Here is a 15,907-nt window from a genome sequence, read left to right on the forward strand (position 1 = left end):
GCGGCCCGGGCCTGCCGCTGGTCAGCCCGTCGAGGCGTCGCGGTCGCGCGGCTGGACGAGCCCGGTCTCGTAGGCGAACACGACCAGCTGTGCCCGGTCTCGCACCCCGGTCTTGGTGATCGCCCGGCTGACATGGGTCTTCGCCGTCGTCGGGCTCACGACGAGCAGGTCGGCGATCTCGTCGTTGCTGAGCCCGCGCCCGACGAGCGCGACGACCTCTCGCTCACGGTTGGTGAGGTCGCCGACGGCTTCCGTCGTGACGACATCGGCAGGGCGGGCCACGAACTCGCTGATCAGCTGGCGGGTGACGCCGGGAGAGAGCAACGCGTCACCGTCGGAGACCACCCGGAGCGCCTGGACGAGCTCGGCGGGCTCGGTGTCCTTGACGAGGAACCCGCTCGCGCCCGCGCGGAGCGCGTCGAAGACGTACTGGTCGAGCCCGTAGTTGGTCAGCACTACGACGCGGACGGCCTCGAGGCGCGGATCTGCGACGATCTGCCGCGTCGCCTCGATCCCGTCGAGCACCGGCATCTGGACGTCCATGAGGACGAGGTCGGGGGCGAGCTCGACCGCGAGCGCGACCGCCTCCTCGCCGTTGCTCGCCTCGGCGACGACGTCGACGTCGTCCTCCGCGTCGAGGAGGGCGCGCAGACCCGTGCGGATCAGGGGCTGGTCGTCGACGAGAAGAACGCGCATCACACGCGGGATCCCTGGGCCACGGCGAGCGGCAGGTGCGCGACGACCGAGAATCCGCCGCCCTCGCGCGGACCTGCGCTCAGGTGACCGCCCAGCGCGACCGTCCGCTCGCGCATGCCCACCAGGCCGAGGCCCGGCCGCGTCGGTGATGCGGACGGGGCAGGGCTGGCGCCATCGTCCTCGACGCTCACGGTGACGGCGTCAGCGGTGTAGTCGACGGTCACTCGGGTCCCGACCTGCCCCGCGTGGCGGGCGACGTTGGTCAGCGCTTCCTGAACGATCCGGTACGCGGCGGCGTCGACCTCGGCGGGGACGTGCCCGCGGTTGCCGGTGACCGTCAGCGTCGGCTCCAGACCGGCGCCACTGGTGCGCGCGACCAGTCCCGGCAGGTCCTGCAGCCCGTACCCGTTGACCTGGTCGTCGCGTCGCAGCACGCTCAACGTCTCGCGCAGGTCGCGCGACGCCTCGCCGGCTGCCTCTTGGATCGCTGCCAACGCGTCGGGAACCGTCTCTCCACGCTTGCGGGCGAGGTGCGCCGCCACGCCCGCCTGCATGGTGACGACGGAGATCGAGTGCGTCAGCGAGTCGTGGAGGTCGCGGGCGATCCGCAGGCGCTCCTCCGCGGCGCGGCGGCGCAGGACCTCGTCCCGAACACGCTCCGCCTCGTCGAGCCGCTCCTGCATCTCGGCGAGCCGCCCCTTCCACTCGTGCACCGCGACAGCACCGACGACGGCCGAGACCGCCCAGCCTGCCGTGTAGAGACGTCTCCAGCCGCGACCTGTACGCACTCCGGCACTGTAAGCGACCGCGGTGTCTGACCACATCCTCCGCAGGGAGCGCCCACGGCCTACTCCCCAGGGAGTACGCCGTGCCCTCCGCGTCTGCCGGTGGCCCGCGCGGAACTGCCCTCCCTGGGACGACGACCGGGACACCTCCGACGAGCGAGCCTGGGGCCTTCCGACGAACGAGGAGCACGAGATGCGCGACGATCCGACGGCGCCGGCGGTGGAGACCGCGGGCCTCACCAAGACCTTCGGGCAGACACGAGCGGTGGACGGGCTCGACCTGGTCGTGCCGCGCGGCGGCGTGTACGGCCTGCTGGGCCCCAACGGCGCCGGCAAGACGACCACCGTCCGCCTGCTCGCGACGCTGCTGCGACCCGACGACGGCCGCGCGGTGGTCCTCGGCCACGACGTCGTGGACGACGCCGCCGCCGTGCGTCGCGAGCTCTCGCTGACCGGACAGTTCGCGTCGCTCGACACGGACCTGACAGGCCGCGAGAACCTCGTCGTCCAGGCTCGGCTGCTCGGCCGCTCCCGCCGGTCGGCGCACGCGCGGGCCGACGAGCTGCTGGCGGCGTTCGGGCTCGACGAGGCCGCCGGTCGGCTCGTCAACACCTACTCCGGCGGCATGCAGCGACGTCTCGACATCGCCGCCAGCCTCGTACGGACGCCGCGGCTGCTGTTCCTCGACGAGCCCACGACAGGTCTCGACCCGCGCAGCCGCCGACACGTCTGGGACGTCGTCCGTGAGCTGGTCGACCGCGGGACCACCGTGCTGCTCACGACCCAGTACCTCGACGAGGCCGACCAGCTCGCCGACCTGATCGGTGTCGTGTCGGGCGGGCGCCTGGTCGCGACCGGCTCCCCGGACACGCTCAAACGATCGGTCGGCGGCGACGTCCTCGAGGTACGCGTCGCGGCCGCCGACGCCGTACGCGCGACGGAGAGCCTCGGGTTGCCTGCCGACGCAGCCCGGCCACCCGCCTCCGGAGCGGAGCACGACGCCACGACCGTGCTGTCCCTTCCGCTGACGAGGCCGGTGCGGGAGGTGCTCGACGTGCTCGACGACGCCGGGATCACGCTCGCAGGGTTCGACGTCCGCCGACCCACGCTCGACGAGGTCTTCCTGGCCCTGACCGACGAGGCGGTGCCGGCATGACCGCCACGATCCCGGCCGTGCGGGTCTCCGTGCTCGCGGACCCGGCCGCAGACACGACGCCGTCGACTGCGTGGGGTGCCGTGCGCGTGTTCGCGTGGCGCTCGCTGCTCAAGCTCCGCCACACCCCCGAGCAGGCGGCGGACGCGATCCTGATCCCGTTCATCTTCACGGTCCTCTTCACCTTCCTGTTCGGTGGCGCGCTGGCCGGATCGCCGCGGGAGTACCTCCAGTTCCTGCTGCCGGGCACGCTCGTGATGGCGATCCTGCTGATGACCGTGTACGGCGGCCTGTCGCTCAACACCGACGTCAGCAGGGGCGTGCTCGACCGGTTCCGTTCGCTGCCGGCGTGGCAGCCCGCGCACGTGGTCGGGACGCTCGCGGGCGACCTGGGGCGCTACCTCGTGGCGTCGGCCATCGTGGTCACGCTCGGGCTCGTCCTCGGCTGGCGTCCCGACGGCGGGGTCACCGGAGTCGTCGCCGGCATCGGTCTCGCGCTGGTCTTCGCGTACGCCCTCTCCTGGGTGTGGGCCGCGATCGGGCTGGTCGCGCGTTCGCCGCAGGCGGTCTCGATGCTGAGCTTCGTCCTCCAGTTCCCGTTGACCTTCGCCAGCAACGCCTTCGTCGACCCGGCCACGATGCCCGACTGGCTGCAGCCCTGGGTCGAAGCGAACCCGGTCAGCCTCCTCGTCACGGCCGAGCGCGAGCTGTTCGCGGGCACGGCCTCGTTCGGCGACGTCGCGTGGGTGCTCGTCGCCTCCGCGGTGGTCGTCGCCGCCTTCGCGCCACTCACCTTCCATCTCTACCGAAGGAGAACAGCATGACCTCGTACGGCACACCCGACACCGTGGTGCACGCCCGCACCGCCGCCGACGTCGCGGGGGCGATCCACCACGCTCGCGACACCGGCACACCTCTGACCGTCCGCAGCGGCGGCCACAGCATCGCCGGTCACAGCACCGCCGCCGGCGGGCTCCTGCTCGACCTCCGAGGGCTCTACGGCATCCAGGTCCTCGACGCCTCCCGGGGCCTCGTCCGGGTCGGGGCGGGCGCGACCTGGGGGCTGGTCGCACGGCGGCTCGCGCCGTACGGGCTGGCGATCAGCGCCGGCGACACGGCGAGCGTCGGGGTCGGCGGGCTGACCCTGGGTGGCGGGATCGGCTGGATGGTCCGCCGCTACGGCCTGGCGATCGACTCCGTGGTCGGGGCCGAGATCGTCACCGCGGATGGGCGTGTCCGAACCGTCGACCGGGATCGCGACCCGGACCTGTTCTGGGCGCTGCGCGGCGGCGGCGGGAACGCCGGCGTAGTCACGAGGCTCGACTTCGTCGCCGCGCGGGTGTCGAAGGTGGTGACGGGCACGATCGCGTACGACGCCGGTGAGCCCGCAGCGGTGCTCCGCGGGTGGCGCGACCACCTCCGGACCAGCGACGACCGCCTGACCTCGGTCGCGTCGCTCGTGCCGGAGACGCCGGCGGGGCCTGCGCAGCTGGTCGTCCGATGGTGCTTCTCCGAGCACGACCCGGTGGCCGCCGATCGTGCGACCGCCCCGCTTCGCCGGATCGGCTCGGTCGTCGGCGACGACGTGGCGGTCATCCCGTATGCCGAGGTTCTGGAGGAGCACGTCATGCCCGACGGGATGCAGGTCGCGATGCGCAACGCGCTCGTCCCGAGTCTGTCTGACGACGGACTGGACGCTGCGCTCGCGCTCGCGGCGGCCACCCCTACCGTCCTCGCGTTCCGCGGGCTCGGCGGAGCGGTCGAGTGGGTCGATCGCGATGCGACGGCCTTTGCCCACCGCGACGCCGAGGCGATGGTGATCGCCGCACGAATGGCGCCACCGGGAGCACCAGTGCCGTCCCTGGACGGACCGGGTGACGACTGGGCGGCCGTGGCACGCCACGGGACCGGCGCGTACGTCGGGTTCCTCGACGAGTCCGACCCCGCGGCCGTGGCCAGCGCCTACCCGGAGGAGACGTACGCCCGACTGGCCGCGGTCAAGCACGCGTACGACCCCGAGAACCTGTTCCGGCGCAACCACAACGTGGTGCCGGAGCGGGGCGCGACCCCTACGCTGAGCGGGTGCCGAGCCTCCGTCTCTCCGGCCTGACCGCGCGCGATCCCGCTGAGCAGCACCGGGCTGCGACGCCGCTGGAGCTTCTCACCGACCTGTGCTTCGTGGTCGCCGTGGCTCAGGCGGCGACGCAGCTGCACCACTTCACGACCGAGGGCGACCTCGCGAGCGGTCTCATCCGCTACGGGATGGTCTTCTTCGCGATCTGGTGGACCTGGCTGAACTTCGCGTGGTTCGCGTCGGCGTACGACGACGACGGCATCGCGTACCGGTTGCTCACCCTCCTGCAGATCGTCGGCTCGCTGGTGATCGCGGCGGGCGTGCCACGGATGTTCGAGGGCGACTTCACGCTGGTCGTCGTCGGCTACCTGATCATGCGGGTCGGCCTCGTCGTCCAGTGGTTGCGGGCAGCGGCCGGCGACCCCGACCACCGGCGTACGTGCTTGAGGTACGCCGTCGGCATCCCGGTCGTCCAGCTGTTGTGGCTGGTGTTCCTTACGGGCGACGTCGGGCTCGTCTACTTCCTCGTCTGCGTCGCCTGTGAGCTGGTCGTGCCGGTGTGGGCCGAGCGGCCCAACCAGACGCGATGGCACGCCCATCACATCGCCGAGAGATACGGCCTGTTCTTCATCATCGTGCTCGGCGAGACGATCCTGTCGGTCACGCTCGCGATCCAGGAGTCGGTCGACGAGCACGACCTGCAGCGCGGCCTGGCCTACGTCGTGCTCGGCGGCGTCCTCATCGTCTTCTCGCTCTGGTGGCTCTACTTCGCCCACGGCTCCGGCGACGCGTTGGAGCGGGCCCGAGGCACCGGCACGGAGTACGTGTGGGGCTTCGGCCACTACGCGGTGTTCGCGTCTGCGGCGGCGATCGGGGCGGCGCTGGCGGCACGGGTGGACTACTGGGAGCGCGAGCTGGTCCACGGACATGCCGTCGAGTCCGGTCCGAGCGCGACCCTGCTGTGCCTGTCGGTCGCTGCTCTGCTGGCGGCGAGCTGGGTGGTCAAGGTGCGACCCGACGATCCCTCCGCCGCGACAGCCGGCCGATGGGGCGCGGCCGTCGGTGCGGTCGTGGTCCTGGTCCTGGTCCCGGCGCCGGAGATCTGGGTCGGTCTCGTCTGCGTGGTCCTGTTGTTCACAGAGCTCCGCGGCCAGGCCCGCGGTGCGGATCGGGGTGCGCGCAGCCCCGCGTGACGGCTCCGGTCGATACGCTGGCCACGTGGGAGACGATCCGGCAGGCAGTTCAGCCGACACCGAGACGACCGGCATCCGTGCAGTGATGCAGATCCCGGCGTTCCGCCGGTTCTGGGCGGCGCTGGGTGTGGCCTCGCTCGCCGACTGGATCGGCCTGCTCGCGCTGACGGCGTTCGCGAACGACATCGCGACCGGATACGCCGGCAAGAACTTCGCGATCGCGGGTGTGCTGTTCGCGCGTCTGGCGCCGGCGCTCGTGATCGGACCGTTCGGCGGCTACGTCGCCGACCGGCTCGACCGGCGGCTCGTCCTGACGACGGGGCTGTTCCTCCGCGCGGTCATCTTCGCAAGCATCCCGCTGGTCGGCACGCTGTGGTGGCTGCTCGTCGCGACCGTTCTGATCGAGGCGGTCAACGCGGTGTGGATGCCGACGAAGGACGCGACCGTCCCGACGCTCGTCTCGCGCGAGCAGCTCGAGGACGCCAACCGCATCAACCTCGCCACCACGTACGGTTCCGCGCTGCCGGCCGCGATCCTCTTCATCGTCGCAACCTTCACCACGAAGGTCGTGGACGGTCTGTCGTCCGTGACGATCCCGCCTGTCGACCCGGTGATGTACGTCGTCGCCGCCGCGTTCGCGATCGGCGGTCTCATCTTCCTCGGCGTCCGCGACATGCCGTCGGGTGCGGCCATCCCGGAGGACGAGCAGGTCGGCATCTTCCGCACCATCGTTGAAGGCTGGGCGTACGTCTTCAAGACCCCGCTGGTCCGTGGACTGGTGGTCGGCATCGTCGGTGCGTTCGCGTGCGGCGGTGTCGTGATCGGCCTCGGACGCGTGTTCGTCGGCGACCTCGGCGCAGGCGACCCCGGCTACGGCACGCTGTTCGGCGCGGTGTTCCTCGGCCTCGGACTCGGCATGTGGCGTGGCCCGTCTGTGCTCCCGCAGGTGAGCCGCCCGCGGCTCTTCGGCGTTGCGCTGCTCGGCGCGGGCATCGGGCTGTTCGTGACGGCGCTCGTGCACAACATGGCGCTGGTCGCGCTGCTCGTCATCGTCGTGGGCTTCTGTGCGGGCGTCGCCTGGATCACCGGCTACACGCTGCTCGGCCTGGAGGTCGACGAGCAGATGCGCGGCCGGACCTTCGCGTTCGTGCAGTCGATGGTGCGGCTGACGCTGGCGGCGGTGCTGGCTGTCGCGCCGCTGGTGTCGGGCGTCATCGGCTCCCACACCGTGCAGATGCGCGACCTCGGCCAGTACACCTACACGGGCTCCCAGATCACGATCCTCATCTCGTCGCTGTTCGCGATCGTGTTCGGTCTGCTGGCGTTCCGGCAGATGAACGACCGGCACGGGCTGTCGTTCTTCGCGGAGGTGCGCCAGGATGCGCGCACCGCCCCCGCGTACGCACCGCACGGCCTCTTCATCGCCTTCGAGGGCGGCGAGGGCGCCGGCAAGTCCACGCAGTCGTGGATGCTCGCCGAGGCCCTGCGCGCGGACGGCTACCGGGTGCTCCTGACGCGAGAGCCGGGTGCCACGGAGGTGGGTGCCACGGTCCGTTCGATCGTGCTCGACCCGGCGACGGGTGAGCTGTCGCCGCGGACGGAGATGCTCCTGTACGCCGCCGACAAGGCCGAGCACCTCCGGCAGGTCGTCAGTCCGGCGCTGGAGCGCGGCGACGTCGTGATCACCGACCGCTACGTCGACTCGACGCTCGCCTACCAGGCTGGAGGGCGGGGGCTCGATCTCGCCGAGGTCGAGTCCGTGGCGCGCTGGGCGACGTCTCGGCTGCGGCCCCACCTGACCGTCCTGCTCGACGTCACCCCGGGGCTCGGACGGTCGCGGTTCGGCGAGGCCGACCGGCTCGAGGCAGAGCCGGAGGAGTTCCACCAGCGCGTCCGAGAGACCTTCCTCGAGCTGGCGTCGAAGGATCGCGACCACTACATGGTCGTACGCGCCGAGCGCGCCGTCGTCGACATCGCCGATGCGGTGCTCGACCGGGTCCAGCCGCTGCTCGGCCACGTCGAGCGCGTGATCGACCCGATGCGGCCGCCGCCCGCGGGGTCGCCGTTCGAGCACAAGCCCTCACCGGTCGCCCCTCCGGGAGGCGGTGACGGACCCGGGTCGCGCGCACCGGTCGACCCGTCGGCACTCGAGGAGCACATCGAGTCCGTCGAGGAGGCGTTCCGCGGGTTCGACGCGTCGGAGCGCCCGGACCCGTCGTACGCCGACGAGCCCACGACCGAGCCCCCCTTCGAGACGCGCTCGCAAGCTCGCGCTCCTCAGGACGAGCCCTTCGAGACGCGCTCGCAAGCTCGCGCTCCTCAGGACGAGCGGTGACTGTCTGGGACGACCTGGTCGGTCAGGACTCGGTCGTCGAGATCCTCCGTACGGCGGTGGCCTCCGCCCAGGAGCGTCTGGCCGGAGGCAAGGGTGCGGCGATGACGCATGCGTGGCTGTTCACAGGGCCGCCCGGCTCGGGGCGCTCGAACGCGGCGCGGGCGTTCGCGGCGGCGCTCCAGTGCCTCGACGGCGGCTGCGGCGAGTGTCAGACATGCCGTACGACGCTGGCCGGGGCGCACCCCGACGTCTCGCTCGTCAGCACCGACGGCCTGAGCATCGACGTCGCCGAGGTGCGCGAACAGGTCCGGCTGGCCGCGCTGCGCCCGGGCAGCGGTCGCTGGCAGGTGGTGGTGGTCGAAGACGCGGACCGACTCACCGAGAAGGCCGCCGACGCGTTGCTCAAGAGCCTCGAGGAGCCCCCGCCCCGGACGGTCTGGATGCTGTGCGCCCCGACCGCTGAGGACGTGATCGTCACGATCCGCTCGCGGTCACGCCAGGTCGTCCTTCGTACGCCGCCGGTCGCCGCCGTCGCGCAGATGCTGACGGCGCGCGAGCAAGTGGCTCCCGACCTGGCACTGCAGGCTGCACGCGCCGCCCAAGGACACGTCGGCCGCGCTCGCGCCCTCGCGACGAAGGAGGCGGTGCGCGAGCGACGGCGTGCGGTGCTCGCGATTCCGGGTTCGCTGACGTCGGTCGGTGCCTGTCTCGACGCGGCCGCGACGATCACGCAGACCGCATCCGCGCAGGCCGACGAGGTGGCTGAGCGCTTGGAGGACTCCGAGCGCGACGCCCTCAAGATGGAGTTCGGTGTCGAGGACCGCGGCCGTCGACCGGCCGGCTACGCGGGTCGGCTCGCGACGCTCGAGAAGGACCAGAAGCGTCGGCGCACGCGCATCGCCCGCGACTCGATCGACGGTGTCCTCATCGACCTGCTGTCGTACTACCGCGACGTGCTCGCGACGCAGACCGCGCCAGGTGCCGAGCTGGTGAACGCCGACGTCGCCGATGGCGTGCGCCGTCTCGCGGACGCGGGTTCGCCCGAGCAGACCCTTGTCCGGATCGAGGCGATCCTGGGCTGCCGTGAGGCCCTCGAAGCCAACGCTGCGCCGCAGCTCGCGCTCGAGCACCTGCTGCTGACGCTGCGCCACTGAGACCTCAGCATCGCCTGTGGATGGTCTCAACCGGTTGTCAGGAATCTCCCGTACGGTGGCTTGCACGGCACGATTCCACACCCGGAGGGAGACTGCATGCGCCGCCTGAAGGCACTGCGTCATCGAGGGCCCGTCGTCCTCGTCGCCGCAGCACTGGTGGCGCTCAGCGCCTGCGGTAGCGCCGCAGACTCGCGCGATGCTGGGCTCACCGCCGGCACGCCGACGAGTGCTGCACCCAGCGCCGACGAGGTCGATCCGGCACTGTCCGAGTTCTACGAGCAGGACATCTCGTGGGAGAAGTGCGGTCGCTACGAGTGCGCCAGCGCGGAGGTGCCGCTCGACTACGCCGCACCCGACGGCGACCGCTTGACGTTGAAGCTGCGGCGCCTGCCGGCGAACGATCCGGGTGCAAGGGTCGGCTCCCTGTTCATCAATCCCGGAGGACCGGGCGGGTCGGGTGTCGACTACGTCGCGTCCTTCACGGCGGTCGCCGGTGACGACGTCCTCGACGCGTACGACGTCGTCGGGTTCGACCCGCGCGGCGTCGGGGCGAGCACGCCGCTCGAGTGTGCCGACACCGCTCAGCTCGACGCCTACGTCAACACAGACCCGACGCCGGACGACGCGTCCGAGGAGCAGGCCTACTACGATGCCGCCGAGGAGCTCGGAGCACGCTGCGAGACCCAGTCGGGTGCACTCGCCGCACACGTGTCGACCGTGGAGGTCGCCAAGGATCTCGACATCCTGCGGGCCGCCGTCGGTGACTCGACACTGCACTACCTGGGCGCCTCGTACGGGACGATGATCGGCGCGACCTATGCCGAGCTCTTCCCGAAGCGCGCCGGACGTCTCGTGCTCGACGGGGCGATCGACCCGACGATCGACTCCGAGGGCCTCAACCGTGGCCAGGCCGAGGGCTTCCAGACGGCACTCGTCGCCTACCTCGAGTCGTGCACCAGTCAGAGCGACTGCCCGCTCGGCGACGACGTGGCCGCTGCCCAGCAGAAGCTGTCGACCTTCCTCGACGACCTCGACCAGGAGCCGCTGCCGACGTCGACGCGTGACCGTCCGCTGACGGAGGCGCTCGGCTTCTACGGGATCGCCGTCACCTTGTACGTCGAGGACTACTGGGAGCTCCTGACGCGGGCGCTCCGGCAGGCGTTCGACGGCAACGGCACGCAGCTGCTGTTCCTCGCCGACCAGTACCTCTCCCGTGACGAGAGCGGATACAAGGACAACTCCGTCGTCGCCCTCAACGCGGTGAACTGTCTCGACGATCCGTCGACCCTGACGCTCGAGCAGGCGCGCGACTCGCAGCCGGAGTTCACCGATGTCTCGCCGGTGTTCGGGCGCAGCTTCGCGTGGTCGCCGGTGACGTGCACCGCGTGGCCGATCAAGCCCGCCGAGCCGGCTCCGGAGATCGATGCGGAGGGCGCGCCCCCGATCGTGGTCGTCGGCACCACGCGAGACCCCGCCACCCCGTACCAGTGGGCCCAGGCTATGGCGGAACAGCTCGACTCCGGTGTCCTCGTGAGTCGCGACGGTGACGGGCACACCGGCTACGCGATGGGCAACGAGTGCGTCGACGATGCGGTCGACGACTTCCTGGTGACGGGCACTCCACCGAAGGACGGCCTCGAGTGCTGATGCCTTCTCGCCTCGCCCCGCCCGCTGGTTGGGGCTTGCTTCCTCCCGATGGTTGGGGCTTGCTTCCTCCCGCTGGTTGGGGCTTGCTTCCTCCCGCTGGTTGGAGCGCTCCTCCTCCCGCTGGTTGGAGCGCTCCTCCTCCCGCTGGTTGAGCGAGCGTAGCGAGTCGAAACCCCAACCCCCTGACCGCCGGGTCGGGTGCGTGATCCCCCCGTCCGCACTCGGCCCGGCTTCCAACCCTCGTCCTGCAAGGTCCTACGGCAGGCGGCCCATGATCCGGTCGACGTCGACGATGATCGCGACCCGGTCGGGGTTCTCGCGCGGCTGGCGGTAGCGCTCCGCGTAGCGGCGTACGGCTTCGGCGATCTCGTCGGGGTCGCGGGTGACCCGGGCGACGCCCTCCAGGGTCAGCCAGTGTGCGCCGTCGATGTGGCCGAACGCGATCCGTGCCGGACCGTCGCTTGCCTCGACGTTGCGGACCTTGACCGATCCCTCGTTCGTGATGACGCGGGCCGTTCGTGTCGTCGCGTCGTAGGTGACACCGACTGGCACGACGTGTGGGGTTCCGTCCGGACGGAGCGTCGTGACGGTCGCGAGGTGGTAGGTGCTCATGAAGTTGACGAGCGCCGGCTCGTCGAAGGCGATGCGCGGCATCAGCCGCGGAACGCTTCGTGATGGCGGATGACCTCGGAGATGATGAAGTTGAGGAACTTCTCGGCGAACGCAGGGTCGAGATCGGCATCGACTGCGAGCGCGCGGAGCCGAGCGATCTGGCGCGCCTCGCGCTCGGGATCGGCCGGTGGGAGGTCGTACTCGGCCTTGAGCCGTCCGACCCGCTTGGTGCACTTGAACCGCTCCGCGAGGATGTGGACCAGCGCTGCGTCGATGTTGTCGATGCTCGCGCGCATCGACTCCAGCTCGGCCAGGGCAGTCGGGTCGGCGGCTCCGCCGGTGGTCGGATCGAGGGGTTCGCTCACGCGACCAGAGTCTACGGCCCCCGCTTTGGGCCGCTTGGGGCGTCTCGGCTAGACTCTCCTTCGGCCAGCGGGCGATCCTCGCGAGGCCGTCGCCGCCTTAGCTCAGTCGGCAGAGCGTCTCACTCGTAATGAGAAGGTCGTCGGTTCGATTCCGACAGGCGGCTCCAACAGCAAGTACAGGTCAGAGGCGGTCTTCGGACCGCCTCTGACCCGTTTTAGGGCCTCATCTGGCCGACTCCTGCCACGGCGCGCCGCGGTGGCTCTGACGGCCAGGTCACAGGTTGCGTACGCGCTCGACCTCGGCGCGGGAGTGGGCTACCGCTGGGCTGTCCTCCCCGTAGCTGGAGGCGAGGTCCTCGTTGAGGTCGAGGACGGCGGCGATGATGCGGCGGTGGTGCCAGCGCGAGGCCTTACCAGCGCGCTTCTTGCCGTCAGCGGGTGACTTGATGAAGGCCTTGCGTGCCTTGCGCCCGAACAGCGCGTCGACCTCCGACTGGTGCACGACACCGGTCGCGACCTCAGGCGCGAGCACCTTCGCGGCGTAGGGGGCCGCCTGGTGGGTCGCCCATTCGAAGACCCACCACAGCGCGACCAGCGCGACGGTTGCAACGCCGACCATGAGCACGAACGAGGCGACACCGTTGCCGCGGGCGAGTGCCGGCATGCCGTCCCAGACGCCGTGGATGGCCATGGCGCTGAAGACGAGCAGCAGGCCACGTCCGACTCGGCGCGGCTGCACCCGGCTCCCGACGAGGTAGATCAGCCCGGCACCGAAGAGGGCGGTGAAGAGCGGGTGGGAGACGAGGTCGGAGTAGATCCGGGCCGCGTTCATGTGGATGGACGTGTCCACCTGGTCCGCACCGAACCCCGCGCTGGCAGCGCGGCCGGAGTAGATGAAGTCCTCGAGCGCTTGAAACCCCAGACCGACGAAAGCGCCCAGGATCACGCCGTCAGCGACGGAGACGACGATGTGCCTGGCCAGCCCGATCAGCAGGAGGATGCCCGCACCCTTCGCCAGCTCCTCGGTGAACGGTGCCGACAGCGATGCCGCCCAGTCGGTGCTGAAGTCACGCCCGAAGAGCTTGCCGTACAGGTAGTTGAGAGCCGTGTTGGCGTCGATGGCCATGGCGAAGACCGCGGCGAATCCACCCCAGAGGAACGCGACGGTCACCATCGACCAGGGCTCGCGCTCGAACTTGTCCAGGTGCCGGAACCAGATCGCCCAGGCAGCGGTGAACAGGATCCCGATGCCGCCGCTGAGCGTGACCGCAGTGGCGAAGTAGTCCAGCTGCGGTGTGAACTCCGACCACGCCTTCACGACTCCGAACCCGACGATGACCAGGAAGGTCCAGAAGCACAGGTTCCGAGGCTGGAAGAACCGGAAGGGGAGACCCCACCCGGTCGCGTCGAGCGCGTCCCGGCGCTGCTGACGCAGGGTCGTCAGATCCTCGGTGCCGACCGTGGCGCTGCTCATGACTGCTCCTGGGTATCGACGGGACCGAGGCTCTTGATCATCTGGTCGATCTCGGCTGCAAGGCGGTCCATCTCGTCGCTGGGACCGCCGACCTGGATCTCGATACCGGTGCCGTCGTCGGTGAGGGCGACGACCCGGCCGGTGGCGTTCGCTCCCTGTACGGTCTCGGACACGCCGGTGATGCCGGAGCTCGTCGTCACCGTGCTGCGCGCGGTGGCGGGCTTGAACACCCCGGGATCGGAAGCCTCGGAGACGCGCTCGATCTGGTCGAGCAGAGCAGTGGCGTCTCCGTCGAAGTCGTCGGCCTGGACGACGAACTGGACCCCGCCCTTCGTCAGCTCGATCGTCTCGGGGTCGCCGACGGCGTCGTCGGTGGTGCGCAGTCCGAGCTCGACCTGCCAGTCCGCGGTCGGTGTGATCGCGAGTGATCTCGTAACGAGCATCCGATCACCGGCGGCGGTGCTGTCGTCGCCAGTGATGGCCTCGTTGAGATGGGGAATCGCAAGATGCATGACCAGCCACAGGGCGAGGACGATGAACGCGAAGGGGAAGCTCCGTTTGTCGAGACCGAGGAATCGGTGCTCCACCGGGACACGGAACTCGTCCGCCCCGGGGCGCGGCGGTGACGTCGTGGCACTGGGCATGCTGCTCCTGGTCCGAGAATGGCTGGAGAGACGATTGAACCCTTCTCGATCCTCGAGCGCCACCGGAGTCCCGCGGTGTGTCGGCCGCGTCGGTTCAGGCGGGCGGCAGGAGTACGACCTTTGCCGCCACGCCATCGCGTTGCGCCTTCAACGCCGCGTCGAACTCATCCAGCGTGAACGTCGCGACGAGCCGGTCCAGCGGGAGCAACCCCTCGCGGTACAGCGCGACCAGGCGGGGGATCGTCACCGCAGGTACGGCGTCCCCCTCGACGCAGCCCCGCAGCTGGAGGCCGCGCAACATCACGTCGCGCAGATCGATCTCGCCGAGCACCTTGCCCAGGCCGACCAGGGCGAGGACCCCGCGTGGTGACAGTCGCTTCAGCGTCGCTGCGATCACGTCAGCGCGGCCGGTGGTGTCGAGGGCGTGGGTGATCGACGGGAGCTGGTCCTCGAGACCTGCGTACGCCGTCGCGCCGAGCGACTGCGCCAGTGCACGCCGCTGCTCCATCGGATCGATGACGACGACCTCCACGCCGACGGCGAGCGCGGTTGCGGCCGCAGCCGCGCCGACTCCGCCTGCGCCGACCACCAGGAGGCGATCGCCGGCGGTCGGGGCCAACGTGTTGAGGACCGCGCCAGCGCCGGTGAGAAATCCGCAGCCCAGGGGAGCGGCGACGTGCGCAGGCACGTCGGCGGCGACGCGGACGCAGGACTGCGCGGGAGCGATCGCGTGGGAGGCGAAGGACGACTGTCCGAAGAAGGACGCGAAGACCGGCTGACCGTCCACGGTCACCGTCGGCGTACCGTCCGGGCGTCGTCCGGAGCTGTTCAGGTGAGCGGCGTGCTCGCAGTACGCGGGGTGGCCGGCGTCGCACTGCGCGCAGCGGCCGCAGAACCGGAAGGAGATCACGACCCGGTCTCCTGGGACGAGGTCCGTGACTGCCTCGCCGACGCGTTCGACGAGCCCGCACCCTTCGTGACCGAGCACCGCGGGTGCGCCGCGGAGTCCGGCGAGCGTCACGAGGTCGGTGTGGCAGAGCCCGGTCGCCTCGACACGGACGAGGACCTCATCGGGCCGCAGCGCGTCGAGCTCCGCGTCGACGAGTGCGGCCGGCTCGTCACTGCGGTGCAGGAGGACGGTCGTTCTCACTCGCGCTCCAGACCGAAGTAGAAGTGCTTGGCGTCAGCCAGCACCAGCTCCGGCTTGCCGTTCATGATCCCCATGAGCGTGGTGTCGTCGACCCGCTTGAAGTGGTCGAAGATCGGCATCCCGTCGTACACCATCGTCGCGGTGACCTCGCCGCGGAACTCGACGTTCCAGAGGCTCGCCTCGCCACGCCCGGACTTGAGGTCGGAGACCAGCTCGCCGTCGTCGTCCGCGCAGATCAGGGGCTGGGCCCACTGCAGCGAGTGGAACCGCTTGCCGTGCCAGCGGCTCTTCGTGAGCGTGATCTGGAGCGGATGATCGGTCGGGAAGGCGAACCCTTTCCAGCTCCCGAGGATCTCGCCGGCGTCGACGGTCTCGAGGCTGGCCCACAGCTCGTCGAGCAGCTCCGTGTCCACCGGACCCTCGCTCGAGCGCAGCTCGTCCCACAGGCTTCGTCCGGTGTGCGAGTCCGTGAGCATGTGAACCTCCGTTAATTTAATCCGCTGCAAACCCAATGTCATGAAGGCGAACAGGCGCCAGAGGCTGAGGGTAGTAGAGATTCACTTGTACGGCGAGCATCAGGTGCACCTGCTGGGCCGTGCTGCGCCTGTATCGACATGTGTCAACA

General features: G+C 70.4%; 15 protein-coding genes and 1 tRNA gene. 8 read left to right on the top strand and 8 right to left on the bottom strand.

The genetic code is table 11. The features are described from left to right. Positions 1 to 21: 21 nt before the first annotated feature. Positions 22 to 699, bottom strand: coding sequence for a response regulator (locus GH747_RS04505; RefSeq protein ID WP_149768319.1), 678 nt, complete (start codon positions 697 to 699; stop codon positions 22 to 24). Then, positions 696 to 1,484 (bottom strand): sensor histidine kinase, encoded by a 789-nt coding sequence (locus GH747_RS04510; RefSeq protein ID WP_205602756.1) that lies wholly within the window; start codon positions 1,482 to 1,484, stop codon positions 696 to 698. Before GH747_RS04510 ends, GH747_RS04505 begins: the two co-directional genes overlap by 4 nt. Before the next feature lie 190 nt (positions 1,485 to 1,674). Between GH747_RS04510 and GH747_RS04515 the strand changes: the two genes are divergently transcribed. The 7 genes from GH747_RS04515 (at position 1,675) to GH747_RS04545 (ending at position 11,037) form a co-directional block, all read left to right on the top strand. Further along, positions 1,675 to 2,637 carry an ATP-binding cassette domain-containing protein gene (locus tag GH747_RS04515; protein WP_149768321.1) on the top strand — a complete coding sequence of 321 codons (963 nt, stop codon included), beginning with the start codon at positions 1,675 to 1,677 and terminating at the stop codon, positions 2,635 to 2,637. Then, positions 2,634 to 3,458 (top strand): ABC transporter permease, encoded by an 825-nt coding sequence (locus GH747_RS04520; RefSeq protein ID WP_149768322.1) that lies wholly within the window; start codon positions 2,634 to 2,636, stop codon positions 3,456 to 3,458. Before GH747_RS04515 ends, GH747_RS04520 begins: the two co-directional genes overlap by 4 nt. Further along, positions 3,455 to 4,744, top strand: a complete 1,290-nt coding sequence (locus GH747_RS04525) for an FAD-binding oxidoreductase (protein WP_149768323.1) — start codon at positions 3,455 to 3,457, stop codon at positions 4,742 to 4,744. The genes GH747_RS04520 and GH747_RS04525 overlap by 4 nt, the downstream gene beginning before the upstream one ends. Beyond that, on the top strand, positions 4,717 to 5,901 hold the full coding sequence (locus GH747_RS04530) for a low temperature requirement protein A (protein WP_149768324.1): 1,185 nt from the start codon (positions 4,717 to 4,719) through the stop codon (positions 5,899 to 5,901). The genes GH747_RS04525 and GH747_RS04530 overlap by 28 nt, the downstream gene beginning before the upstream one ends. A 25-nt stretch (positions 5,902 to 5,926) precedes the next feature. Next, complete coding sequence (tmk, locus tag GH747_RS04535; RefSeq protein ID WP_149768325.1) at positions 5,927 to 8,236, top strand: dTMP kinase; 2,310 nt, start codon at positions 5,927 to 5,929, stop codon at positions 8,234 to 8,236. After that, positions 8,233 to 9,390: a DNA polymerase III subunit delta' gene (locus GH747_RS04540; RefSeq protein ID WP_149768326.1), complete on the top strand. Its 1,158-nt coding sequence runs from the start codon at positions 8,233 to 8,235 to the stop codon at positions 9,388 to 9,390. Before tmk ends, GH747_RS04540 begins: the two co-directional genes overlap by 4 nt. Positions 9,391 to 9,486: 96 nt before the next feature. Further along, positions 9,487 to 11,037 carry an alpha/beta hydrolase gene (locus GH747_RS04545; protein ID WP_149768327.1) on the top strand — a complete coding sequence of 517 codons (1,551 nt, stop codon included), beginning with the start codon at positions 9,487 to 9,489 and terminating at the stop codon, positions 11,035 to 11,037. Between the two features lie 255 nt (positions 11,038 to 11,292). On the opposite strand, the gene GH747_RS04550 is transcribed toward GH747_RS04545, so the two are convergent. Then, positions 11,293 to 11,691 carry a pyridoxamine 5'-phosphate oxidase family protein gene (locus GH747_RS04550; protein WP_149768328.1) on the bottom strand — a complete coding sequence of 133 codons (399 nt, stop codon included), beginning with the start codon at positions 11,689 to 11,691 and terminating at the stop codon, positions 11,293 to 11,295. Next, the gene (locus GH747_RS04555; RefSeq protein WP_267236160.1) at positions 11,691 to 11,963 is read right to left on the bottom strand and encodes a chorismate mutase; all 273 of its coding nucleotides are present in this window, start codon (positions 11,961 to 11,963) and stop codon (positions 11,691 to 11,693) included. The genes GH747_RS04550 and GH747_RS04555 overlap by 1 nt, the downstream gene beginning before the upstream one ends. A 142-nt stretch (positions 11,964 to 12,105) precedes the next feature. Between GH747_RS04555 and GH747_RS04560 the strand changes: the two genes are divergently transcribed. After that, positions 12,106 to 12,181 (top strand) — tRNA-Thr (locus GH747_RS04560). A 107-nt stretch (positions 12,182 to 12,288) separates the two neighbouring features. Here GH747_RS04560 and GH747_RS04565 read toward each other — a convergent pair. From GH747_RS04565 to GH747_RS04580, 4 genes are all read right to left on the bottom strand, one after another. Next, positions 12,289 to 13,488, bottom strand: a complete 1,200-nt coding sequence (locus GH747_RS04565) for a PrsW family intramembrane metalloprotease (protein WP_149768329.1) — start codon at positions 13,486 to 13,488, stop codon at positions 12,289 to 12,291. After that, positions 13,485 to 14,132, bottom strand: a complete 648-nt coding sequence (locus tag GH747_RS04570) for a hypothetical protein (RefSeq protein WP_153816614.1) — start codon at positions 14,130 to 14,132, stop codon at positions 13,485 to 13,487. Before GH747_RS04570 ends, GH747_RS04565 begins: the two co-directional genes overlap by 4 nt. A 94-nt stretch (positions 14,133 to 14,226) precedes the next feature. Next, positions 14,227 to 15,282 carry an alcohol dehydrogenase catalytic domain-containing protein gene (locus GH747_RS04575; protein WP_149768331.1) on the bottom strand — a complete coding sequence of 352 codons (1,056 nt, stop codon included), beginning with the start codon at positions 15,280 to 15,282 and terminating at the stop codon, positions 14,227 to 14,229. Continuing rightward, positions 15,279 to 15,758 (bottom strand): DUF4334 domain-containing protein, encoded by a 480-nt coding sequence (locus GH747_RS04580; protein WP_149768332.1) that lies wholly within the window; start codon positions 15,756 to 15,758, stop codon positions 15,279 to 15,281. Before GH747_RS04580 ends, GH747_RS04575 begins: the two co-directional genes overlap by 4 nt. Positions 15,759 to 15,907 lie beyond the last annotated feature (149 nt).

Origin of the sequence: Mumia xiangluensis (genome assembly GCF_010994095.1) — a bacterium.
Taxonomy (GTDB): Bacteria; Actinomycetota; Actinomycetes; order Propionibacteriales; family Nocardioidaceae; genus Mumia; species Mumia xiangluensis.

What these genes read in the sequence shown, in the direction of transcription:
- GH747_RS04570 (WP_153816614.1), bottom strand. Translation starts at nt 14,132, where the DNA reads ATGCCCAGTGCCACGACGTCACCGCCGCGCCCCGGGGCGGACGAGTTC.
- GH747_RS04525 (WP_149768323.1), top strand. Translation starts at nt 3,455, where the DNA reads ATGACCTCGTACGGCACACCCGACACCGTGGTGCACGCCCGCACCGCC.
- GH747_RS04565 (WP_149768329.1), bottom strand. Translation starts at nt 13,488, where the DNA reads ATGAGCAGCGCCACGGTCGGCACCGAGGATCTGACGACCCTGCGTCAG.
- GH747_RS04515 (WP_149768321.1), top strand. Translation starts at nt 1,675, where the DNA reads ATGCGCGACGATCCGACGGCGCCGGCGGTGGAGACCGCGGGCCTCACC.
- GH747_RS04545 (WP_149768327.1), top strand. Translation starts at nt 9,487, where the DNA reads ATGCGCCGCCTGAAGGCACTGCGTCATCGAGGGCCCGTCGTCCTCGTC.
- GH747_RS04550 (WP_149768328.1), bottom strand. Translation starts at nt 11,691, where the DNA reads ATGCCGCGCATCGCCTTCGACGAGCCGGCGCTCGTCAACTTCATGAGC.
- GH747_RS04580 (WP_149768332.1), bottom strand. Translation starts at nt 15,758, where the DNA reads ATGCTCACGGACTCGCACACCGGACGAAGCCTGTGGGACGAGCTGCGC.
- GH747_RS04520 (WP_149768322.1), top strand. Translation starts at nt 2,634, where the DNA reads ATGACCGCCACGATCCCGGCCGTGCGGGTCTCCGTGCTCGCGGACCCG.